This window comes from Providencia sp. UF-183 (assembly GCF_058246155.1).
Map to the genome: position 1 here is coordinate 64,804 of NZ_JBSICD010000011.1, position 23,213 is coordinate 88,016.

At 46.7% G+C, this 23,213-nt stretch carries 25 protein-coding genes; 13 read left to right on the forward strand and 12 right to left on the reverse strand.

Annotation, left to right across the window (positions count from 1 at the left end):
* The first annotated feature begins 347 nt into the window (after positions 1-347).
* The 7 genes from AC4IFT_RS11980 to ureG are packed head-to-tail and all read left to right on the forward strand — an operon-like array spanning position 348 to position 5,366.
* Positions 348-1,184 (forward strand): urease accessory protein UreD, encoded by an 837-nt coding sequence (locus tag AC4IFT_RS11980; protein WP_490733332.1) that lies wholly within the window; start codon positions 348-350, stop codon positions 1,182-1,184.
* A gap of 22 nt (positions 1,185-1,206) precedes the next feature.
* Positions 1,207-1,509 carry an urease subunit gamma gene (locus AC4IFT_RS11985; RefSeq protein ID WP_219244483.1) on the forward strand — a complete coding sequence of 101 codons (303 nt, stop codon included), beginning with the start codon at positions 1,207-1,209 and terminating at the stop codon, positions 1,507-1,509.
* An 8-nt stretch (positions 1,510-1,517) separates the two neighbouring features.
* Positions 1,518-1,841 (forward strand): urease subunit beta, encoded by a 324-nt coding sequence (locus AC4IFT_RS11990; RefSeq protein WP_219244484.1) that lies wholly within the window; start codon positions 1,518-1,520, stop codon positions 1,839-1,841.
* Between the two features lie 2 nt (positions 1,842-1,843).
* Positions 1,844-3,547, forward strand: a complete 1,704-nt coding sequence (ureC, locus tag AC4IFT_RS11995) for an urease subunit alpha (RefSeq protein WP_219244485.1) — start codon at positions 1,844-1,846, stop codon at positions 3,545-3,547.
* A 20-nt stretch (positions 3,548-3,567) separates the two neighbouring features.
* The gene (gene ureE / locus AC4IFT_RS12000; RefSeq protein ID WP_490733335.1) at positions 3,568-4,050 is read left to right on the forward strand and encodes an urease accessory protein UreE; all 483 of its coding nucleotides are present in this window, start codon (positions 3,568-3,570) and stop codon (positions 4,048-4,050) included.
* A 21-nt stretch (positions 4,051-4,071) separates the two neighbouring features.
* A complete protein-coding gene (locus AC4IFT_RS12005) occupies positions 4,072-4,737 on the forward strand; it encodes an urease accessory protein UreF (protein WP_353243762.1) in 666 nt (221 codons plus the stop codon).
* A gap of 11 nt (positions 4,738-4,748) precedes the next feature.
* Positions 4,749-5,366 (forward strand): urease accessory protein UreG, encoded by a 618-nt coding sequence (gene ureG / locus AC4IFT_RS12010; protein WP_004908472.1) that lies wholly within the window; start codon positions 4,749-4,751, stop codon positions 5,364-5,366.
* A gap of 43 nt (positions 5,367-5,409) precedes the next feature.
* Here the strand turns inward: ureG and hypE are convergent, their stop codons facing one another.
* The 12 genes from hypE to hypF all read right to left on the reverse strand — a co-directional run bounded on the left by hypE (position 5,410) and on the right by hypF (position 18,181).
* On the reverse strand, positions 5,410-6,435 hold the full coding sequence (hypE, locus tag AC4IFT_RS12015) for a hydrogenase expression/formation protein HypE (RefSeq protein WP_490751424.1): 1,026 nt from the start codon (positions 6,433-6,435) through the stop codon (positions 5,410-5,412).
* Positions 6,436-7,548 carry a hydrogenase formation protein HypD gene (gene hypD / locus AC4IFT_RS12020; RefSeq protein WP_490751425.1) on the reverse strand — a complete coding sequence of 371 codons (1,113 nt, stop codon included), beginning with the start codon at positions 7,546-7,548 and terminating at the stop codon, positions 6,436-6,438.
* The gene (gene hybG, locus AC4IFT_RS12025) at positions 7,532-7,828 is read right to left on the reverse strand and encodes a hydrogenase maturation factor HybG (protein ID WP_219249507.1); all 297 of its coding nucleotides are present in this window, start codon (positions 7,826-7,828) and stop codon (positions 7,532-7,534) included. Before hybG ends, hypD begins: the two co-directional genes overlap by 17 nt.
* Complete coding sequence (gene hypB / locus AC4IFT_RS12030; protein WP_490751426.1) at positions 7,819-8,916, reverse strand: hydrogenase nickel incorporation protein HypB; 1,098 nt, start codon at positions 8,914-8,916, stop codon at positions 7,819-7,821. Before hypB ends, hybG begins: the two co-directional genes overlap by 10 nt.
* Positions 8,917-9,005: 89 nt before the next feature.
* On the reverse strand, positions 9,006-9,347 hold the full coding sequence (gene hypA / locus AC4IFT_RS12035) for a hydrogenase maturation nickel metallochaperone HypA (RefSeq protein WP_273802973.1): 342 nt from the start codon (positions 9,345-9,347) through the stop codon (positions 9,006-9,008).
* Complete coding sequence (hybE, locus tag AC4IFT_RS12040) at positions 9,347-9,832, reverse strand: hydrogenase-2 assembly chaperone (RefSeq protein WP_490751427.1); 486 nt, start codon at positions 9,830-9,832, stop codon at positions 9,347-9,349. The genes hypA and hybE overlap by 1 nt, the downstream gene beginning before the upstream one ends.
* Positions 9,825-10,319, reverse strand: coding sequence for a HyaD/HybD family hydrogenase maturation endopeptidase (locus tag AC4IFT_RS12045; RefSeq protein WP_219244494.1), 495 nt, complete (start codon positions 10,317-10,319; stop codon positions 9,825-9,827). The genes hybE and AC4IFT_RS12045 overlap by 8 nt, the downstream gene beginning before the upstream one ends.
* Positions 10,319-12,022: a hydrogenase 2 large subunit gene (hybC, locus tag AC4IFT_RS12050; RefSeq protein WP_490751428.1), complete on the reverse strand. Its 1,704-nt coding sequence runs from the start codon at positions 12,020-12,022 to the stop codon at positions 10,319-10,321. Before hybC ends, AC4IFT_RS12045 begins: the two co-directional genes overlap by 1 nt.
* On the reverse strand, positions 12,019-13,206 hold the full coding sequence (gene hybB, locus AC4IFT_RS12055; protein ID WP_219244496.1) for a Ni/Fe-hydrogenase cytochrome b subunit: 1,188 nt from the start codon (positions 13,204-13,206) through the stop codon (positions 12,019-12,021). The genes hybC and hybB overlap by 4 nt, the downstream gene beginning before the upstream one ends.
* The gene (gene hybA / locus AC4IFT_RS12060; protein ID WP_490751429.1) at positions 13,190-14,176 is read right to left on the reverse strand and encodes a hydrogenase 2 operon protein HybA; all 987 of its coding nucleotides are present in this window, start codon (positions 14,174-14,176) and stop codon (positions 13,190-13,192) included. The genes hybB and hybA overlap by 17 nt, the downstream gene beginning before the upstream one ends.
* 2 nt (positions 14,177-14,178) lie before the next feature.
* Complete coding sequence (gene hybO, locus AC4IFT_RS12065) at positions 14,179-15,297, reverse strand: hydrogenase 2 small subunit (protein WP_219244498.1); 1,119 nt, start codon at positions 15,295-15,297, stop codon at positions 14,179-14,181.
* A 607-nt stretch (positions 15,298-15,904) separates the two neighbouring features.
* On the reverse strand, positions 15,905-18,181 hold the full coding sequence (gene hypF / locus AC4IFT_RS12070) for a carbamoyltransferase HypF (RefSeq protein ID WP_490751430.1): 2,277 nt from the start codon (positions 18,179-18,181) through the stop codon (positions 15,905-15,907).
* A 461-nt stretch (positions 18,182-18,642) separates the two neighbouring features.
* On the opposite strand from hypF, the gene AC4IFT_RS12075 reads away from it, so the two are divergent.
* The 6 genes from AC4IFT_RS12075 (at position 18,643) to AC4IFT_RS12100 (ending at position 23,126) form a co-directional block, all read left to right on the forward strand.
* Entirely contained in the window at positions 18,643-19,572 is a 930-nt protein-coding gene (locus tag AC4IFT_RS12075) for an MBL fold metallo-hydrolase (RefSeq protein WP_490751431.1), read from the forward strand.
* A gap of 273 nt (positions 19,573-19,845) precedes the next feature.
* The gene (locus AC4IFT_RS12080; RefSeq protein ID WP_225818478.1) at positions 19,846-20,160 is read left to right on the forward strand and encodes a Rieske (2Fe-2S) protein; all 315 of its coding nucleotides are present in this window, start codon (positions 19,846-19,848) and stop codon (positions 20,158-20,160) included.
* A 2-nt stretch (positions 20,161-20,162) separates the two neighbouring features.
* Positions 20,163-20,471 (forward strand): recombinase-like helix-turn-helix domain-containing protein, encoded by a 309-nt coding sequence (locus AC4IFT_RS12085; protein ID WP_219244508.1) that lies wholly within the window; start codon positions 20,163-20,165, stop codon positions 20,469-20,471.
* Positions 20,472-20,528: 57 nt separating this feature from the next.
* A complete protein-coding gene (locus AC4IFT_RS12090; RefSeq protein ID WP_353243750.1) occupies positions 20,529-21,569 on the forward strand; it encodes an aromatic ring-hydroxylating oxygenase subunit alpha in 1,041 nt (346 codons plus the stop codon).
* Positions 21,562-22,317: an SDR family oxidoreductase gene (locus AC4IFT_RS12095; protein WP_490751432.1), complete on the forward strand. Its 756-nt coding sequence runs from the start codon at positions 21,562-21,564 to the stop codon at positions 22,315-22,317. Before AC4IFT_RS12090 ends, AC4IFT_RS12095 begins: the two co-directional genes overlap by 8 nt.
* Before the next feature lie 32 nt (positions 22,318-22,349).
* On the forward strand, positions 22,350-23,126 hold the full coding sequence (locus AC4IFT_RS12100; protein ID WP_490733356.1) for an IclR family transcriptional regulator: 777 nt from the start codon (positions 22,350-22,352) through the stop codon (positions 23,124-23,126).
* The last annotated feature ends 87 nt before the right edge of the window (positions 23,127-23,213 follow it).

A 23,213-nucleotide genomic window follows, 5' to 3' on the forward strand; every position in this document is an offset into this window, starting at 1 on the left:
AGTTAATGGCTTCCGCTACCTTGCTAGAATGCGGCTCAGAATATAGTCCTGTTAGGCTAAAATCGCAATATAGAGATCCGCTCATTTTTTACTGTTATTTTACGTATTGTGAGTTTTTCTAAATAAATTGCTATTTAATTGAAAGGTAATTTTCGACATAAGGTGTAAAATCGCGCGGCAGATGAATGCGAGCCTATAACGCATCATTATAGATAATTATTTTTTCGTGTTCATTCACATCCTACCCTACTTGCATTAGCTTATACTGCCTAGAACCCAACCATTCGGTGAGGGGTATAACTATACATGTTCGCGTATTGTTCATTGCCTGATTTGCAGGAGAAAGTATGTCTGAGTTTTCAGGATCAGGTTGGTTAGCTGAGATTTTTTTACGCTATGAACTCAAACGGGGTGCAACACGCCTGACCGATAAACAACATATCGGCCCTTTAATGGTGCAAAGGCCATTTTACCCCGAGCAAGGGGTTGCCCACACCTATTTACTCCATCCCCCGGGTGGTGTGGTCGGTGGAGATAAACTTCTGATTAACATTGACGTGCAGCCACACGCCCATTCGCTGCTGACCACCCCGGGTGCGACCAAATTTTATCGCAGCGCAGGCGGTGTTGCCCGCCAAGTACAGAATTTAACCGTTGCCGCTGATGGTTTTTTAGAGTGGCTACCGCAGGAAAATATTTTTTTCCCTGATGCGCAGGTTCGGCTTGAAACGCATATCCATGTCGCCGCGTCATCAAAATTTATCGGCTGGGAAATGCAATGTTTAGGTCGCCCTGTTTTAGGGGAATGGTTTGAAAAGGGTGATGTCCGTGGGCGTTTTAATTTTTACATTGATGACACCCTCACGCTGACTGAATCCTTGTATATCGATGGCACACAAAAGCAGTCTGCTGTCATGCGTGAATACCCCATGATGGGGTCGATGTACATTTACCCTGCCAGTGATGAATTAAAAGAAAAAATCCAACAGCATTTACGTGATTTTTTATCCCCAACGGATAGCCCTATTGAGTATGGGCTGACGGATGTGGATGGCATTTTAGTTTTGCGATTATTAGGCACGCAAACTGAGCCAATGATGGCGTGTTTTGCCCATATTTGGCAAACCACACGACAGTATTGGCTAGGTTATTGCCCAGAACCTCCCCGTATTTGGGCAACATAAATTTTTCGTTTTAGGAGCAAAAATGGAACTCACACCAAGAGAAAAAGATAAGTTATTGCTTTTTACCGCGGGCCTTGTCGCTGAAAGACGCTTAGCCCGTGGGTTAAAACTGAACTACCCTGAAGCCGTTGCCCTAATAAGCTGCGCCATTATGGAAGGTGCTCGTGATGGCAAAACAGTTGCTCAACTGATGAGCGAAGGCAGAACAGTGCTCAGTGCAGACCAAGTCATGGAAGGCGTACCTGAAATGATCAAAGACATTCAAGTGGAATGCACATTTCCTGACGGCACAAAACTTGTGTCCATTCACGACCCAATTGTATAGGTGGCAATATGATCCCCGGTGAAATTAAAGTGAACCAGGCTTTAGGCGACATCGAACTGAACGCGGGTCGTGAAACCAAAACCATTCAAGTGGCGAATCATGGTGATAGGCCGATTCAAGTTGGCTCCCATTACCATTTTTATGAAGTGAATGACTTCCTGAAATTTGAACGAGACGGCACGCTCGGTTTTCGTTTAAACATCCCTGCGGGCATGGCGGTGCGTTTTGAACCCGGCCAAAGCCGCACGGTGGAATTGGTGGCATTTAGCGGTAAACGAGAAATTTACGGCTTCCATGGCAAAGTCATGGGTAAATTAGAGAGTGAGAAATAACCATGAAAACCATCTCACGACAAGCGTATGCGGATATGTTTGGCCCAACCCAAGGCGACCGTGTGCGTTTAGCGGATACAGAACTGTTTTTAGAAATTGAAAAAGATTTCACCACCTACGGTGAAGAGGTCAAATTTGGTGGCGGTAAAGTCATCCGTGACGGCATGGGGCAAAGCCAAGTCACTAGCGATAAATGTGTCGATGTGCTGATCACCAACGCCATTATTTTAGACCATTGGGGTATCGTTAAAGCGGATATCGGCATCAAAAATGGCCGTATTGCCGGTATTGGTAAAGCGGGTAACCCTGATGTACAGCCGAATGTAGATATCGTGGTTGGCCCTGGCACAGAAGTGGTCGCAGGTGAAGGCAAAATTGTTACCGCAGGTGGCGTCGATACCCACATTCACTTTATTTGCCCGCAGCAAGCCGAAGAAGGCTTAGTTTCTGGTGTCACCACCTTTATTGGTGGCGGAACAGGCCCCGTCGCAGGCACTAACGCCACGACAGTCACACCGGGGATTTGGAATATGTATCGCATGTTAGAGGCCGTAGATGAACTGCCAATTAACGTGGGGCTATTTGGTAAAGGGTGCGTGAGCCAGCCTGAAGCCATTCGTGAACAAGTTACCGCAGGTGCAATTGGCCTGAAAATTCACGAAGACTGGGGCGCAACTCCGATGGCAATTCACAACTGCTTAAATGTCGCTGATGAAATGGACGTGCAAGTAGCCATCCACTCAGACACGTTAAACGAAGGCGGCTTCTACGAAGAAACAGTAAAAGCTATCGGCGGGCGCGTGATCCACGTATTCCACACGGAAGGCGCAGGGGGTGGCCATGCCCCTGATGTGATCAAATCCGTTGGGGAACCAAATATTTTACCCGCCTCGACTAACCCGACAATGCCATACACCATCAATACGGTGGACGAACATCTGGATATGTTGATGGTATGTCATCACCTTGACCCATCAATTCCTGAAGATGTGGCTTTTGCAGAGTCACGTATTCGCCGTGAAACCATTGCCGCAGAAGATATTTTGCATGATATGGGCGCTATCTCCGTGATGTCCTCAGATTCCCAAGCCATGGGGCGCGTTGGCGAAGTGATTATGCGCACGTGGCAATGTGCCCACAAAATGAAATTACAACGCGGCACGATGGAAGGCGATACCCCTGACAGTGACAATAACCGTATTAAGCGTTACGTGGCGAAATACACTATCAACCCTGCGTTAGCCCATGGTATTGCTCATGAGGTTGGTTCAATAGAGAAAGGTAAATTAGCCGATATCATCCTGTGGGATCCGGCCTTTTTTGGCATCAAACCTGCACTTATTATGAAAGGTGGCCTCGTGGCGTATGCGCCAATGGGGGATATCAATGCCGCCATTCCAACGCCGCAACCTGTGCATTATCGCCCAATGTATGGGGCGCTCGGTAAAGCGAAGTACCAAACCTCGATGATTTTTATGTCAAAAGCGGGGATTGAGGCAGGCGTGCCAGAAAAACTTGGCTTACAAAGCTTAATTGGTCGCGTTGAGGGCTGTCGCAATATCAGCAAGGCCTCCATGGTACACAACAGCTATGTGCCACACATTGAGCTCGACCCTCAAACCTATATTGTGAAAGCCGATGGCGTACCGCTGGTGTGTGAGCCCGCCACTGAGTTGCCAATGGCACAACGTTACTTTTTATTCTGACCCCCATTAAGAGCCAGAAAATGAAAAAATTTATTAAAGTCGTTCCACCAGAACAACAGACAGACACTGAATTGTCCCTGTGCTTAACCATGGACGAGCGCACTAAAAGCCGCTTAAAAGTCACCTTAAGTGATGGGCAAGATGCAGGGTTATTTTTACCCCGTGGCACCATTTTAAAAGAAGGGGATATTTTAGCGGCAGAAGACGGTGAACAGGTCACCATTATTGCGGCAAAAGAGCAAGTTTCCACCGTTTACAGCGATGACCCTCTGCTACTGGCACGGGTTTGCTACCACTTGGGGAACCGCCATGTTCCCCTGCAAATTGAAGCAGGCTGGTGCCGTTATTTTCACGACCATGTTTTAGACGATATGGCGCGTGGATTAGGTGCAACGGTTAGCGTGGGTCTGGAAAAATATCAACCTGAGCCGGGCGCTTACGGCGGTTCATCAGGCGGTCATCACCATCATCATGACCACGATGATCATCATCACCACCACTAATCAGGTTCAAGGAGTGTCTCGATGCTAGCGGATTTGCGTTTATACCAATTAGTCAGCCCGTCCTTACCTGTGGGGTCATTTACCTATTCCCAAGGGTTAGAATGGGCGATTGAAAAGGGCTGGGTGACCACACCTGACACCCTCGCCAGTTGGCTAACGGCACAAATGACGCACGCAATCGCGACATTGGAACTCCCTGTGCTACGGCAAATTCACGCCAATCTTTCACGCTCTGATTGGCAGCAAGTGACTTATTGGTGTGACTTTATTATTGCCAGCCGCGAGACCAAGGAACTTCGCCAAGAAGAACGCCAGCGAGGCATTGCCTTTGCCCGATTGCTCCCACAATTGGCGATTGAACTTGATGCCACGGCATTGGCGTGCGTGAAAAAAACGCAATTAATGGCTTTTGCCCTTGCCGCCACACATTGGGATATTGACGTTGAAAAGCTGTGTACCGCCTACGCGTGGGGCTGGCTGGAAAACACCGTGATGTCTGGCGTGAAATTAATTCCACTGGGTCAAAGTGCGGGGCAACATATTTTGTTTACCCTTGCCGAACGTATCCCTGAGATTGTGGCGCAATCTGCCACATGGTCAGTTGACGATATCGGCAGTTTTACCCCTGCACAAATCATTGCCAGCAGTCGGCATGAAACCCAATACACTCGACTTTTTCGTTCATGAGAAAACACACAATGCAAGAATATAACCAACCCCTGCGAATTGGTGTCGGTGGTCCTGTTGGTTCAGGGAAAACCGCCCTACTAGAAGTTTTATGTAAAGCGATGCGCGATACCTACCAAATTGCCGTCGTGACCAATGATATCTATACCCAAGAAGATGCCAAAATCCTCACCCGCGCTGAAGCATTAGACGCCGACCGCATTATTGGTGTGGAAACAGGTGGCTGCCCGCACACTGCGATTCGTGAAGATGCCTCCATGAACCTTGCGGCGGTTGAAGAGCTGGCAATGCGCCACAAAAATCTGGATATCGTGTTTGTGGAAAGCGGCGGTGATAACCTGAGCGCCACATTCAGCCCAGAGCTGGCGGACTTAACTATTTATGTTATCGACGTCGCAGAAGGCGAGAAAATCCCACGTAAAGGCGGCCCGGGGATCACCCATTCTGATTTACTGGTGATCAATAAAATCGACCTTGCCCCGTATGTCGGCGCTTCTTTAGAAGTGATGGAAGCAGATACTGCCAGAATGCGCCCCGTGAAACCGTATGTTTTCACTAACTTAAAGAAAAAAGTCGGCTTAGAAACCATTATCGAGTTTATTATCGATAAAGGCATGTTAAGGCGTTAATCAGTTAATTTCCCCTATAGGTTTTAATCTATAGGGGATGACATTAACAAATACGTGGTAATGGTTCACTGTGTGGCAAATCCAACAACCTTGAGGTGCCAAAAATCCCGACCAGTTTCACCTGTTTATTGTCTGTCACACAACCAATCGTGGCGGCATTTTGGCCTAATGGGTGGTTGCGTAATGCGGCTAACACTGCACTTTCCGCTTCCGGTTTTACCACAATCACTAGCTTACCTTCATTAGCAAAATTCAGTGGCTCAAGACCGAGCAATTCACATACGCCCCTAACCGCAGAGGCAACGGGTAAGTCAGCCTCGTTAATTGCCATTCCACAGCCGCTTGCCTGCGCAAACTCATGCAAAATCGCCGTCACACCGCCGCGCGTAGCATCCCGTAATGCACGTACGCCCTCAATATTACGCAGTGGTTCAATTAATGGCGTCAATACCGCACAATCGCTGCTAAGCTGTGCCTCTAAACCAAGCTGCTCGCGCAGGTTTAAAATGGTCGCACCGTGGTCACCTAACGTGCCACTGACAATCACCTTGTCACCCGCTTGAATTTGCTGAGCACCCCACTGAATTTCGCTTGGGATCACACCGATACCTGCCGTGTTGATAAACACTTTGTCCGCAGCACCGCGCTGCACTACTTTGGTGTCCCCTGTAACTATCTGCACCCCAGCCGCTGCGGCCGTGGCTGCCATTGATTCGACGATAGTAGCGAGTTCAGCTAACGGAAAGCCTTCTTCTAAAATAAACCCGCAAGACAGATATTTAGGGACTGCTCCACTGACGGCGACGTCATTCACCGTACCGCAAACCGCTAATTTACCGATATTTCCACCGGGGAAAAAAATCGGGTCAATCACATAGCTGTCGGTACTAAATGCAAGGCGATCCCCTAACGTGGTGAGTTCCGCCAGCGAAAGCCGTGCTTGGTCTTCACGCTCATTCAATGCTTGATTGGCAAATGCTTTTAAAAAGAGTTGTTCAATTAACTGTTGCATGGCTTGCCCACCACTACCGTGGGCCATCAATACCACTTTGTTCGCATCATGACTCATCTATGCCTCCCGACGATATTGATAATAAGCCGCACAAGCCCCTTCCGATGACACCATTAAGGCACCAAAAGCGGTTTGTGGCGTACAGCGCGTGCCAAATAATGGGCATTCATTGGGTTTACATCGCCCCGTTAATACATCGCCACACCGTGCTAGCGGGTCATCCGCCACTTGGTGTGGTTGTACCTGAAAACGGCGTTCGGCATCAAAGGATTGGTAAGCGGCACTGAGCTGCACTCCCGAGCCTGCAATTTCCCCTAAACCACGCCATTCGCTGGTTTCTTTTAACTCAAACACTTCATCTAACGCCTTGAGTGCTAAGGTGTTGCCTTCGTCAGCGACAATACGCTTATATTGGTTTTCCACCTCGCAACGCCCCTCTGCTATCTGGCTAACTAGCATGGACAAAGACTGCAAAATATCCAACGGTTCGAACCCTGTCACCACCAGCGGTTTATGGAAATCCTCGGTAATAAACTGGTAAGGGTGCGCCCCAATCACCATGCTGACATGCCCCGGTGCTAAAAAGCCATCAATACGCACATCTGGCTGTTCTAATAGGCTTTTTAAGGTTGGGATGATGGTGATGTGCTGGCAAAATACCGTGAAATTGTTCAGCTGGCGGCGTTTAGCTTGTTGCAAGGTAATCGCCGTGCTTGGCATAGTGGTTTCAAAGCCCAAGCCAAAGAAAACAATTTGTTTATCAGGGTGTTGCTCTGCTATCCCTAGGGCATCCAAAGGGGAGTAGACAATCCGCACATCTGCCCCACAGCGTTTGGCATCAAGCAAAGAGCCATTTTTACCCGGGACACGCATCGCATCCCCATAGGTGCAAAAAATCACATTAGGCTGCTCAGCAATTTCAATGCAGCCGTCAATACGCCCCATCGGTAACACACAAACGGGGCAGCCCGGCCCATGAACAAATTCGATTTCTGGCGGTAAAAGTTGGTCGATACCAAATTTAAAAATCGCATGGGTGTGCCCGCCGCACACCTCCATTAACTGCAATGGGCGCTGCTTAGCCCGTGGAATGTCATTCACACGTTGGCGGATATTCGCCAATAATACTTTTGCTAAGGCAGGGTCGCGAAACTCATCGACGTACTGCATCTGTTGCTCCCGCATTTAAGCCACTGAAGTCGCCGACCTCATGGTCAAGCTGGCTCATCGCCGCTAAGGCATCTAATGTCGACTGTGCTTCTTCTTCGTTGATGATACTCATGGCAAAGCCCACGTGAACCAGCACCCATTGCCCCAATAATTCGTGGGTTTCCCCCTCACAAATCAGGCCAATGTTAACGTCCCGCTTCACGCCGCAGACATCCACTTGTGCCAGTTGGTGGATATCTTCCCCCACTGCCACGATTTTTCCGGGAATGCCTAAGCACATAGCTGAGTCTCCAGCCATGCGAGCCATGCATCCATACCATCCCCTTGTGTCGCAGAGACTTTAATCACTTGGATGTTTGGATTGACTTGTTTGGCATTAGCAATGCAGGCGTCCACATCAAAATGCAGGTACGGCAGTAAGTCGATTTTATTGAGCAACATAATGTCTGCCGCGGCAAACATATGCGGGTATTTTAAGGGTTTATCTTCCCCTTCGGTCACGGACAATACAGCCACTTTATGGCGTTCACCTAAATCAAAGCTTGCAGGGCACACTAAGTTCCCCACATTTTCAATAAATAACAAGCTGTTATCATCCAAGCCTAAGCGGGAAACTGCATCGTGGATCATCTGCGCATCTAAGTGGCAGCCTTTCCCTGTGTTCACTTGGATAGCAGGAACCCCCGTTTCACGAATGCGCTGAGCATCGTTGGTGGTTTGTTGATCGCCCTCTACCACCGCACAATTAATTTTGTCGCGCAGGCGTAGCAAGGTTTCCGTTAGTAAGGTGGTTTTCCCAGAACCGGGACTGGAAACCAGGTTTAACGCTAGAATATTCTTTTCTGCAAATGCTTCGCGGTTATGTTCCGCTAAATGATTGTTTTTATCTAAAACGTCCATCTCAATTTGCAGCATGCGCTTTTGGCTGATCCCCGGCGCGTGTGTGCCAGCTTCACCTTGCCCGTAATCCAAGTCATGGTGTTCACCCGCAGGTTTAAAGCTGTTTTCTGCCATGGCGTAAACGTGTTTATGCTTATGTTTGTGTTTCTGTTTTTTGGCTTTGTCGTCAACAAGCGCAGGCTCGTATTGGTGATAGTGGTTATGCACATCCCCTTGGTGGTAATAATGGTGATGAATAATGACGGTTTGGCCTTGGTTTTCATGGTCATGATGGTCATGATCGTGGTGGTGATCGTGTCCATGATGATGGTCATGGGCATTTTCATGATCGTGATGATGATCATGGCCGTGGTGGTGGTCATGGCCGTGGTGGTGGTCATGGTCGTGATGATGGTCATGGTGATGATGACTGTGCTCATCCCCTTCGATTCTGCGCTCTCCCGATGCGCATCCACATGTACTACACATAAGTTTCACTCCCAACCGCTAAATAGTTAAATTAGATTAATACATAATCAAAATCGCAAGGTTGATGCACCTCAAAGTCACTTTGAAAACTATTCGACCTCTAATTCTTTGATACGCAAGCTATCGCCACTTTCCACTTTTAAATTCAAACTTTGGCATTGTGGACAAACGGATTGGTGGCTATCAATTTCCACCATTTCACTGCAATCCCAGCACCACGCCTGCGCTGGACGGTGCACCATATGCAATTGGCAACCTTGTGCGACAGTGCCGCGACAGGCGATATCAAAACAAAAGCGAAATGCGCTTTCTTCAACGCAGGAAAGCGCACCAATTTCTAACCAAACTGCCGTGACTTTTTTCACGGCATTTTGCTTGGCTTGCTGCTCAATTATTTCGAGTGTGCTTTGGCACAATGAAACTTCATGCATTATGCCTCCTTCAAGTGGCGCGCAAATAACGCGCGGCGCGCTGGGGATTGCGGCACATTTGGGTCACTCACTGGCAGGGACAACAAAATACGGCGGCAATCATCCGCAAGGTGAATACCCTGCTCAGGACTTAAGCTTTTATCCAACGGAGACATCAAGGAACAGGCAAAATATTGCGTCAGCCCGTCAAGTTCCCCAACGGTATAGGTCATTTCCCCATAAGGTAAAATCAAGCCCACTTTATCGCCAACAGTACGGCACTCCCAATACTGCTCAGGCCCCGGTAAAATGAGAGCGCTGAGCATCCACGGAGTGATAACCGCACCAACCCATTGATTTTCAAACAAAGCAAACTCACTAGCATAAACTGGCATCGAGGGGTGGAGGAAAGACAAATCGTGCATCGATTGCTCCGCCACCCGTTGGAATGCAGCCTCTACCAGAGTTCGTGGGTTGCTTTGATAACCTTTAATGTCATCAGGCATGTAAACTCTCTTCTTTTGCCGTAATTTCCAAACCTTCACTGCGCAGCACATCAATCACTTTTTGCAACGCAGGCTCTAATGCAGCCTGCCCTGTTGCGGTTAAACCAATGTGCGGCTCTAAAGACTCAGGCACGACACCGACTAAGGTCAAACGCTGCGGAAATTCATCCGTTAAATGCAACGCGGATAACACATCCGATAACCCTAATTGATGAGGTGAAATTTTACGGGTAAACAACGCAGGCACTTCGTCATCACGTAGCACTAATAACGAACCGGGTTGCTGGCTCGATAGCACTACATCCGCAATAATTAAGTGGTCACGATCGGCCATTGGGCCAATTAACTCCATTCCTGCGGTACCGCCATCCAGTACTTCCACACATTCAGGCAGGTGATAACGTTCCTCCAATGCTTCAACAATGCGTACGCCAATCCCTTCGTCGCTCAGCAAAATATTGCCAACGCCTAAGACTAAAATACGCATTACAGCACCTTAACCTTAGTGACTTCCCCACCTTCAGGATCCACAATGTGCACCGCACAAGACATACATGGGTCAAAGGAGTGGATGGTTCTCACCACCTCAAGCGGCTTGGTTGGGTCAGCAACAGGGGTTCCTACCAACGCTTGCTCATAAGGGCCCGGCTCATCATTGAAATTACGTGGGCCAGAGTTCCATGTGGATGGTACAACCGCTTGGTAGTTTTCAATTTTACCGTCTTTGATAACCACCCAGTGTGAAAGCAGGCCACGTGGTACCTCCCCAAAACCAACGCCTTTAATCGTCGCGTTTTCTGGGAAGTTGGGTTTTACAAATGTGGTAAAGTCGCCTTTACCAATGTTATCCACCAACGCTTGCCATTGAATTGACAGTGTTTCATTCAGCACACAGCAACGTACGCTACGACCAATAATACGGCCTAATGTAGAGTGCAGTTGATCAATACTAATGCTGTTACCTGTCAGTGTTTGATACAGATTCACCACATCATTAAAGTGTTTTTCCGTTGGCTCATGTTTTGCTGCCAGTTTGCACAGTAAGTCCGCTAATGGCCCCACTTCGACAGTTTTATCGTAGAAGGTTGGCGCTTTCACCCATGAATATTTGCCATCATCGTCCCAACCAGTGTAGTCAGGGTTTGTGGTGCCTTCCCACGGTGCTTGTGGCTCATTTTCTTTGTACCACGCGTGTTTGCTACTTTCTTTGATACCGTTGATCAAATACTCGTCCATGTGGCTGGTAATTGGGCGATAGGTACTGAAATCGCTATTTTCGAGGTAGCCACCCGGTAATAAGAAACTGCCATTTTTGCCATCCATCGGCATTTCAGGCATACACATGTAGTATTTCGCTCCTTGACCAACTTCTAACCATTCTGGGTAGCCCGCAGCAATGACAGCAGCGTCGATTTTATAGACTTGCTCGATAAAATCCCCTAAACGGTCGATAAAGGATTTCACATACATTAAACGCTCAAGGTTAAGAACACCGACTCCATCAAGGTTAATCGGGTTCGCGACACCGCCCACGGCGAGGTTTTGGATGTGCGGAGTTTTACCCCCAAGCAGTGCCACAATGCGGTTTGCATCCCGTTGACATTCAAGGGCTTGTAAATAGTGCGCGACCGCAATCAAGTTCACTTCAGGCGACAATTTCATCGCTGGGTGCCCCCAGTACCCGTTCGCAAAAATCCCTAACTGACCACTCGCAACCAGCTTTTTGATTTTGTCTTGTACGCGGGTAAATTCTTCTGCGCTATTGAGTGGCCATGTAGAAACCCCTTTGAGGATTTCGGCGGCTTTATTTGGGTCTGCATTTAACGCGGAGGTGATATCCACCCAATCAAGCGCCGATAATTGATAAAAATGAACAATATGGTCTTGAATGGTATGCGCCGCTAAAATCATATTACGGATGTACTGTGCGTTAACGGGCACATCAATATTCAACGCGCTTTCAATGGTACGCACAGACACAATGCCGTGAACAGTGGTACAAACCCCACAAATACGCTGCATGATCATCCATGCATCACGCGGGTCTTTCCCTTTGACGATTTCTTCCATACCGCGCCACATGGTGCCTGAAGCCCAAGCCTTGGTGACTTTTCCATCTTCAATTTCACAATCAATGCGTAAGTGACCTTCGATACGAGTGACTGGATCTATTGTTATACGTTGGCTCATGCTTTACCTCGGGCCTCTGAATGGCTCATCTTTGTTTTTTTCAATGCTGGAATAACGGGTAGTAGGCGGATCAGCAAGATGTACGCACAGACCTCAATTGCCACAAAACCCATTGAAATTAAAAGTTCTTCTGATGTTGGGAAGTAGTCATAACCGCCCCCCGGATTGAACGCGACAAGGGAGTAGCTCATCCGCCACATTGCCGCCCCGATTAACATGCTTAACCCGCTGATGTATAACCAACGCGAATCATTTCTCAGCGATGGGATGCGGAAAATAATTAATGGGATCACCATTAACACGGTTTCTATCCAGAACATCATGGCGTAGAAGTCACCATTGAAGATGTGATGCAGTTTTTCGCGATAAATCAACTCGCCAAATCGGCACACGAGGAACAACACCAAAAGCACTTGCAGGATTTGCGTGAGCCGCACAAACAGTGGCCGCTCATCTGCCCCTTGCCCCTTTAAGGCAGCTTGCAGTAATGAGCCTTCAAAAATGACTATCGAGAACCCCATAATAAACGCGGTCAACAGTGAGAGCAGCGGCAGCATTTCATAACTTTGCCAAATTGGATGTACCTTGTATCCCGCTGAAATCATTAATGATCCCATTGAAGATTGGTGCATCATTGGCAGCAATGCACCTAAAGCGATGATAAAAAACATCACTTTATTCAAGCGTTTTAGCGATACTTTCCAGCCAAAGCGTTCACACAAGGCTGGAGCGAATTCTAATGCCATCACACCGATGTAAATTGTCATACATACGGCGGTTTCGAACAGCACAGAGTTGGTGTTGAAGAAACCTGGAATATAGAAATACGGCAAGTTCCAGTAACGCCCCACGTCGATAGTGATGGATAAACCACCGAGGGAGTAACCGAATAAGCTGGCCAGCAATGCGGGGCGAACCAGCGGGTGATATTCCCCGCGGTTAAACACATACACCGCCCAAGCCAGCGCCCAGCCACCACAGGCAAAACCGGTACCTATCAGCAAGTCAAAGGCAATCCAAATTCCCCACGGGTAACCCCCATTAAGGTCAGAAACCGACCCTAGGCCGAAAACCAGACGTTTAATAATCAGAATGACGCAAAGCAGCACCAATGGCCCAAAGACCATAATTGGCCAACTGACTAAACGCCCGCCTAACGGCTTTTCTTTATGATGCGTCGTCATTTGAGTCATCTCCTTCGTGTTTGTCATTCTTAGTATTGCGGTACACCAAGAAGCTCAACCCAGCTAGTGCCGCTAACGGCAACACCATGCCTTTGTACAGAGTGTGCTGCACATGCTCAGAGCGCGCACCGGTCGACAGCTGATCTAATTCAGGCAAACCAAGGTGTTGATACGGCACGCCTGAAAGTACAATGACCTGCGTTCCGCCGCCTTCAAGCTCCCCATATACGTGTTGTTCATACTTCGGCACTTTGATGACATTCGGGTCATTGCTATGCAGGGTTTGGCGTGGGAAACCATATTCATCCCCCGCTTTGAGTGTTAAGCGTTTTTTTGCTTCGGCGAGCAACTCTTCTCTTGTACCGAAAATCACGGCACCAGTTGGGCACACTTCCACGCACCCCGGTAAGCCGCCTTTGTCTAAACGCTCTACGCCTTTTTGATTACATAGTTCGCACTTATGAATCGCACCAAACTTATCATCATAAGCATATTTTGGAATGTTGAACGGGCACGCCACCATGCAGTAACGGCAACCCGTACACACGCTCGCATCGTAATGAACGATGCCCGTTTTCGGGTCTTTTTTCAGTGCTTGAACAGGGCAAACAGACACACAGTTCGGGTCAACGCAGTGCATACACTGCTTTTTGATGTAAGCGTAACCGTCTTTTTCCTGATCTTTATTCACCCCAGTGCCGCTGCTCCAGACCTGAATAATGTTATTGGTGTATGGGGTAAGCTTGTCGTTGTTCGACCATGTTTGCTCCCCCACAGGGTTACGCTCTGGGTGGTTGATATCTTGGCATTTTGTCACGCAGGCTTGGCACCCAACACACAACGTTGAGTCATACAGCATGCCAAGGGAGTTCGGAATTGGCGGTCGGTTTTCCGCTCCCGCCAAGCTCGGTGAGCTGCTCGCAAGGAGCGCTCCCCCAGCGGAGAGTTTAAGGAAATTTCGTCTATTCACGGTTATTCTCCCCGTGAGTCAGTGTCTTGCTGGCGTTTTTGGCGACCTAATTCACGTACCGCCATCACACTCACCCCAGCCACTAACCCCACAACACCACCGATTAACCCAACGGCGGTTGATGAAATTTGGCCGCCTTCACGGTTATTTAAATCAGGTTTGTCTGCGCGTGGTGTTGGGTTTTCCACGCTGGCAAGTTGGTGAATCGCTTTGTGGAAGCCGACATTTTCTTCATTACAGCCATAACATGGGTGACCTATCGCCACAGGCCATACACCACCAACATCGCAGAACTGCAATGTTGAACAGTTACCGTAAGTTTCAGGGCCTTTACAGCCTAGGTGATATAAACACCAACCTTCACGGTGACCATCATCGCCAAACTCTTTAGCAAAACGCCCTGCATCAAAGTGTGGGCGGCGCTCACAGTGCTCGTGAATTAATCGGCCATAGGCAAACATTGGACGGTTTTTGCTGTCCAGTGCGGGTGGGCGATTAAAGGTAATTAAGTGGGCAACGGTCGCAAGGAAGTTATGTGGGTTTGGTGGGCAACCCGGGATGTTGATCACCGGTTTATCTTTGATGACTTGGTTTAAGCCAACCGCGCCCGTTGGGTTATCACCCGCCGCCGCAACACCGCCCCAAGAGGCACAGGAACCAATTGCAATCACGGCAGCAGCGTGTTCAGCCACTTCGCGGATATGCTCAACAATCGGCTTCCCTGCAACCATGCAGTAAATACCGTTATCTTTCAGTGGGATAGAACCATCGACGACAAGAACATATTTTCCTTTATATTTCTCCATCGCATTGTGCTTATTCTGTTCAACTTGCTCACCAAAAGCGGCAGATAACACCTCATGGTATTCCAGTGAAATTGTATCCAGAATTAAGTTTTCGAGAGTTGGGTGAGTTGAACACAGCAAGGACTCAGTACAACCCGTACACTCTTGGGCGCCAATCCAGATGACAGGCGGACGAGCTGGGTCGCTAATAGATTCAGCAATTTGGGCCGCTGCTTTCCCGCTTAGCCCCATCGTTGCTGCCAACGCTGTACATAACTTCATAAAATCACGGCGGTTAATACCGTGAGGAGAATTAATAGAGTTATCTCCTATCATTCTTTTTTCCTATTATTATGGGTGGCTTAGAACCTATTCATTAAACAAATTTTGTTGAGTATCCTTGCGTTAGAGATGCCACAAAACCCGACGTATTGAATACACTTACGCCTTACGCTTGTATCATTCGATGCAATTCAAATTGATAACAAAACTGAGCTTAATGAAATAAATTCTTATTTAAGTAACCTGGTGCATATATATAAAATAAGATCCTATTCCTCCCGATTTTTCATCACTTGATCTTCATCAAGAGGAAATAAGAAAGTTTATCTTTTTTATATATTTGTTAGAAAAATCGATTCAGTCGATAAAGAAGAAAAGTGTTCAATTAAATAAAACAAATCAATTTATTATTCAATAATGCGCTATATATCACATTAATTTAAATACAAATTTCATTATTTATCATGATGATATGAAAAAACATTATTTGTTTATAATTTAATTAAGCGAAATTAGAGTATTATTAATGACCAATTAGTTAATATAGAATTAAATTATCTAAATAAGAATCAATATCAAAAAAAGAATATTTAATAAAACATTCAATATACAAAATTCCACGTAAGATACATTCAAAATCATATTCAAAATGAGTAAGTCGCTAACCCTTTAATTTTGCTGAGGCTATCGCGACCTGCCCTAATGCCAATCCGCCATCCCCCATTGGGAACTGCCTTGCCGTTAATACCTCAAATTCATTTAAATTATTAATTAATAAATTTCGTAATAATTTATTGTGCATAACACCTCCTGATAACACGATTTGCTTAACCGCGTATCGCTGAGCAGATGTTCTAGCGAGCTGCGCAAACCCATTTGCTAATGCGACATGAAACGCATGGGCACGTTGCGCTTTAGGCGCTTGATAAGCACACCATTCACGCCAAAATGTCGCTAAGTCAAGGTGTTGACCAACTAATGGCATCGTCACAGGGTGTGTCAGAACTTCAGAGCGCATCGCCAACGCTTCAAGTTGGCACGCCGCTTCCCCTTCCCAACTGGTTTGCGCCGTACAAATACCAAGGGCGGCGGCGATAGCATCAAATAACCGCCCTGTGGAAGACGCTGCTGGGCAGTTGAGCCCCCTTTCGATAGCCTTTTCGAGCCCCTGCCAAGGAAATTCGAGGAGTTGAGCTGCATCTGACTGCTGTTGCCACTTAGGAACAAACTGCGACCAATGAGCCAATAAGTTACGCCAAGGCTGCCTTGCCGCCATTTCACCGCCGGGCAAAGCAACTGCGGGCAATCCACCTAAATATTGGCTAGATGCATAATCTACCAATAAGCATTCTCCGCCCCAGAGACGTCGGTCATCACCATAACCTAACCCATCAAGGGCTAATCCAATGACTTTGCCTGTATTTTTCGGCAAGCCATGCTCTACCATAACGGCCGCGATATGGGCATGATGGTGCTGAACTTGCACAAATGGAATGTCCAACTGCGCAGATAACTGCTGAGCAAAGCGATGACTAACATAGCTAGGGTGCATATCCCCAACCACTGCGGTTGGGGTAAAACGGTAAATAGACTCAAACAAATCAATCGCACTTTGGTATTGTTCAAAAATATCTAAGTCGTCCAAGTCCCCAAGGTGCTGGCTTAATACCGCGCTTTTATCACGTAATAAGCAAAACGTATTTTTCAAGTCAGCCCCTAACCCTAATATCGCGGGTGAATTTTCAAAACCTTCAGGTAAATCCACAGAATCAGGTACATACCCGCGGGCACGGCGTAACATTTCCGCCTCACCTTGGTGATAACGAACTAAAGAATCATCAGCGCGTTGTACGATATCGCGGTTATGAGTCAGGTAAAAATCGGCGATATTGGCTAAATCATTGAACGCACTTTGCTCCGTGAGCACAGGGGGCTTCCCTGATGCATTTCCTGAGGTCATGATTAACGGCCTTTTTACTTCCGCCATTAATAAATGCTGTAACGGGTTTGAAGGCAGCATCACCCCTAACTCCGTTAAATGGGGAGCAACAAAATGGCTTAACCCACTGTTTTTCCATTGCTTAATTAAAACGATTGGCGCAGCAGGGCTTTTTAACAACGAGGCTAGCCCATCACTCACACTTACCCCTTGGTTTTTTAACCAATCTAAAGACGGGATCATCACCGCGAATGGTTTTGTTGGGCGATGTTTACGCATGCGCAGTGCTTGTACTGCATGGTCATCCGTTGCATCACAAGCAAGGTGAAAGCCACCTAACCCTTTGATAGCAATAATTTTACCTGCGAGTAAATATTGCGATGCCGATATTAGCGCCTGTTCCTTTTCCGCCACCGTCTGCCCGAAAGCATCACTCAGCTTAATTTCAGGCCCACACACCGCACATGCATTGGGCTGCGCATGAAAACGCCTATCCGCGGGGGATTGATATTCCGCCAAACATTCAGGGCATAACGGGAAATCGGCCATCGCCGTATTTGGGCGATCATAGGGCATGTGGCGAATAATCGTAAAGCGCGGCCCGCAATGAGTACAATTGGCAAATGGATAATGAAAGCGGCGATTTGCAGGGTCAAAAATCTCTTGCTGACAAGCCTCACAAGTTGCTGCATCAGGGATCACTTGCGTATCCATCTTCCCTTCGCCACTGCGGCGAATGGTAAATTCATCGGGTAAAACATCCCATTGAAAGGGTTGTGATTGAATACTCTCAATATGCGCTAAAGGAGGGCAATGCTGTTGTAATAATTGGCTAAATTCAGTGATATCGGCATCTGCAAGAAGGCGGATCAACACCCCTTCACCATCATTGCAGACATCCCCGTGCAGTTGCTGTTGATGCGCCAACTGCCAAACATAGGGACGAAAGCCAACCCCTTGTACTTTGCCTTTAACCCGAAGCTGTATTCCGTTGCTCACTTGCACACCCTCTTATTTCAATGGAAGGTATTTTCCCGCTAACAACCTTAAAAAACTTCACCTGAGATCAAAAAAAGGTGGGATATACATAAGAAAATATGCGGAATTAAATCACCAAATTCGCTTATTAATTATATTTTCAATAAAGACAATTAATAAAACTTAATAAAACCACACTGCTTAGTTTTTAAATCTAATTTAAATTGCATTATTAAATAAATTCTCTTCCTTAATTAAACAATAAAGACAGTTTATATAAACGCAGAGTTCAAAAATAACTTAACCCACTGTTATTAATAAATTAAATTAAAAATATCCATGCTTAATCCTAAAGGACGATAGTCACGATACGCAAACAAAAGTAAGCTCATTCATATGTTAACAATCTAGCAACATATCGATTTTGATAACAATTATTCAATACCAATATAAATTTATTAATAATAAAAAGAGGTGCTATTTTGAAAATCAAACCACTGTTAATCTCCCTATCCCTTACAGCCGCATTATTTGGTTCAAGTTCTTTCGCAAATGCGGATGAAATCATTACCCTTGGCACAAAAGGTGGGCCATCCATATTAAATGAAGCGCGCTTGCCGCAATCCACGGCTTTTATTAAAGGGGATAAAACCTATCTTTTTGACGCAGGGTACGGCGCAACTTTACGGTTAGTGCAATCCAAAGCTCCACTTAAAAATATTGACTCCATCTTTATTACTCACCTGCACAGTGACCATGTTGCCGATTACCCAGCGTTATTACTAAATGCATGGAACAGCGGGCTCAACCACAATGTGACGGTCTATGGCCCTGTGGGCACACAAAGCATGACCAAAGGCGTTTGGGACACCTTTAAGCGCGATATTGATTTACGTATTAAAGATGAAGGCAAGCCTGATTTACGTAATATGGTCACCGCCAAAGATATTTCTGAGGGGGTCGTGATGGATAAAGACGGCGTCAAAATCAGCGCGTTGTTTGTGCCACATCCCCCTTTTAACTCCGATGAAGCTCTTGCCTATAAAATTCAATCAAAGGGTAAAACCGTCGTTATCACGGGTGATATGATTGATAATAAACAAATTATTGAATTCGCTAAAGATGCTGACCTTTTAGTTAGTGAAGTCGTGCTGGTTTCTGGTGTTGAGAAATTAGCCAACCGAATTGGCAATGGTTCAACTCTCGCAAAAGCGATTATCTCCCACCACACCACCGCAGAAGATGTCGGTAAAATTGCCAAAGAAGCCAATGTAAAACACTTGGTGCTCACCCACCTCGTTCCCGCTGATGATCCATCGATTACTGATGAAGTTTGGATAGAGGAAGTCAGAAAACAATACGCAGGCCCAGTTACCGTAAGTAAAGACTTACAACGGTTTGAATTAAAATAATCTAAACAACAAAATAGCCACAAACTATTTTGTGGCTATGATTGGCTCAAAGTAATTTACGCCAGATCCACTGTTCACTTCTTAACCTCAGTTTCTTATATGAAACTAAACTACGCCATAAGCTCGACACACCCCACACTTTGAAACGAATATTTTACATATAGTCAACATTCGATTGACTATTAATCACCCCTACATTTAATCTGGTTTTAAATAATAAACAATGTTTCTTATATGAAACAAAATGTTACTGCGTATTAAGAGGAGAAAATAATGAGCTGGATTGCGGTGTGCGATGTTTCACAAGTTCAAGAAGAATTTCCCTTTTCCGCCAAAGTGAATGACAACGAAATCGGCATTTTTTTAGTTGAAGACCAATATTACGCTTTGGAAGATGTTTGTCCTCATGCTTATGCCCTACTCAGTCAAGGGTTTGTGGAAGATGGCAAGGTTGAGTGCCCTCTACACGAAGCCATTTTTGATATCAAAACAGGCAAATGCTTACGGGAACCTGGTGGTCGAGATTTAAAAACCTACCAAACTCGCATTCATGAAAACCAAATCGAAATTAGTTTAATTGAGGAGTAGCCATGGAACCGATTCAAAATATTAACCCTTACCTACCCGCAAATAATCAGATTATCCCTGCTCGAGAAGGCGGAAAAGGGAGCATCCAAGCGCCGGGGAGCGCCCCTAATATTGTCTGGCAAACACGTTCACGCCTTCCCGACGAATATGAAACAGCGCTGATTGGTGCATTAGAAAATTTATTTGCCGCAGGTACGGACACCCTCGAAGCCCTTGTTGAAGCCCTAAATCAACAACTCTTATTTGACCGCCAAGGTCACACATGGACACCAAGCAGTTTTCGCGAATTTTTGCTCGTTAATGGGTATTAATGCTTTGTAATTTATAAAAAAAAAATAAAAATAACCTTTGATAATCGGAAGCAAATTATGACAACGAATACACAACCTCAAAACTATCAAGCGTATTTAGATGTGGGGCTACGAGGACAATGGTACCCCGTATTATCAAGCTGGGAAGTGAGCAGCAACCCCATCGGTATCACTCGCCTTGAAGAGCAAATTGTCTTATGGCGCGATGATAAAGGCCAAATTCATGCCTTAGAAGACAGATGCCCTCACCGCGGCGCACGTTTATCCATGGGCTGGAACCTTGGTGAACGTATTGCTTGTTGGTACCACGGCGTTGAAGTGGGCGGAGATGGTATTGTCAAGGACGTTCCAGCGGTTAGCCAATGCCCTCTTGAAGGCCAAAAATGCTTAAAAACCTACCCAGTTCAAGAAGTTCACGGTGCTATTTTTCTCTATTTTGCTGTGATTGAAGGGGAAACACCACCAGCACTTGAATTCCCTGAAGAATTAGCCGATGGCGAAAACCATAGCCACTTCCTCTGCACTGCATCGTGGAAATGCAACTATCAGTATGCCCTTGAAAACGTGATGGATCCAATGCATGGCACCTATTTGCACTCTTCTTCACACTCCATGGCTGAAGGGGATAAACAGTCTGAGATGATCCTTGAAGCGACTCAAACGGGGTTTATTTTCCGTAAGAATGATCAAATTGGTGTCAACTTCGACTGGGTAGAATTTGCCAGTACAGGCGCAAACTGGTTGCGTTTATCCATCCCATATCAAAAACGTTTTGGACCGGGCGGCCACTTTTGGATCATCGGCATGGTCGTTCCAGAAGATAAAGATCACTGCCGCGTATTCTTCTGGCGAATTCGTAAAGTGAAAGACTGGCAACGCGATCTCTGGCGCTTTATGTACCGTAACCGCTTAGAAGGGCTGCATTGGGATGTGTTAGAGCAAGACCGTATTATTTTAGAAAACCTCGCACCAAATGCACGCAACCACGAGTTTCTCTATCAACACGATGTCGGTTTGTCACGCCTACGTCGCATTATGCAGCGTGAAGCCAAAAAACAGTTTGAACTGATTTACGGTAAGGAAACTGAAAATGCATAACCTATTGGCGGGAAAACGTATTGTGGTCACTGGCGCAGCAAGAGGGCTCGGTTTTAGCTTTGCCCAAGCCGTCGCAGAACAAGGCGCTAAAGTCATTCTGTGTGACATTCTTGAAGAACGTTTGCAAGAAAGCACCGAAATATTACGCCGCCAAGGGTTTGATGCACAAAGTTACTGTATCGATCTTGCTGATCCCGCTTCTATTCACCAAGCCTTTGAGCATATCGCTAAGCAAGGTGCCATTGATGGGTTGATCAACAATGCGGCTCTCGCAACGGGTGTGGGTGGCAAAACATTGGATGAATACGATCTTGAGCTTTGGGATCGCGTTATGACCGTGAATGTCAAAGGAACTTGGTTGGTCACAAAAGCGGCATTGCCACTATTAAAGCAAAGCCAACAGGGAAAAATCGTCAATATTGCGTCTGATACCGCCCTTTGGGGGGCGCCAAGGTTAATGGCTTATGTTGCCAGTAAAGGGGCGATTATCAGTATGACTCGCTCGATGGCGCGAGAGTTAGGCCAGCACCGCATTTGCGTTAATGCAATTGCACCGGGGCTAACCAAGGTTGAAGCCACTGAATATGTCCCTGAAGAACGCCACCAGCTTTATGAAAATGGGCGAGCCTTACAAGGGGAGCAACTACCTGAAGATGTCACTGGCACCGCACTGTATTTACTTTCTGATATGGCAAATTTTGTGACAGGGCAGCTCATCCCCGTCAATGGCGGCTTTGTTTTTAACTAATTGATGACCGCGTTGGCGGCGAGGTTAACGCATTGAATTCAACATGTAAGTACTTGATACCCGGTCTGGAAAAAGGATTGCAGCTTCTTCTCCTGCTCGCTCAGCAGCACCGCGAGCTCACGTTTGCCGAAATCCTACGCCTAGTCGATATGCCTAAAGCCACCGCTTATCGTGCGATCCAGACCTTGGTACATTTGGATTTCCTTGTGCAACACCCGCGAACTGGGGCATTTTCACTCGGTCGCAAAGTGCTTAGCCTTGGCCTCGGTTATATCGCCTCTCTCGATTTAACCCAGTTAGGCCAGCCGATTATTGAACATTTGCGCGATCGCAGTCAGTGCAATAGCCATCTGGTGATCCGTGATGGCCGAGACATTATCTATATCGCTCGCGTCAGTGGTGCGGAATCCAAAATTAACCATGTCAGCGTCGGCACACGCTTATCGGCTCATCGAACCTCTTTAGGGCGAATGCTATTAAGTGGGCTGTCTTCTACAGAATTTGACGCCCTTTACCCTGATGAAGAGCTACCGGATAACGCGGGCAGCAAACACGAATTCTGGAACATGATCCAAGCCGACAAACTGCGTGGTTATGTTATTGGCGAGTCATTTTATCGCCGCGGTATCTCCTCCATTGTTTATCCCGTTTACAACCAAGACAACGGGGTTGAGGCAGCGATCAGCATCATGGTTCCCATGGACAGTATCCCTGTGCAGGAGCGCCAACATTTACAGAATGAAGTACGTAGTGCGGCACAAAAGCTGACTGAATTTATTGGCGGTATCAGCCCAGCCAAAGTGATTTAGCGTTAACGAAAAACTTACCCATTTTCGGTTTATTGCCATAAGCCTCGGCTCTCCTTTGCCCAAAAAACGCGCTAGGCAATAACACCA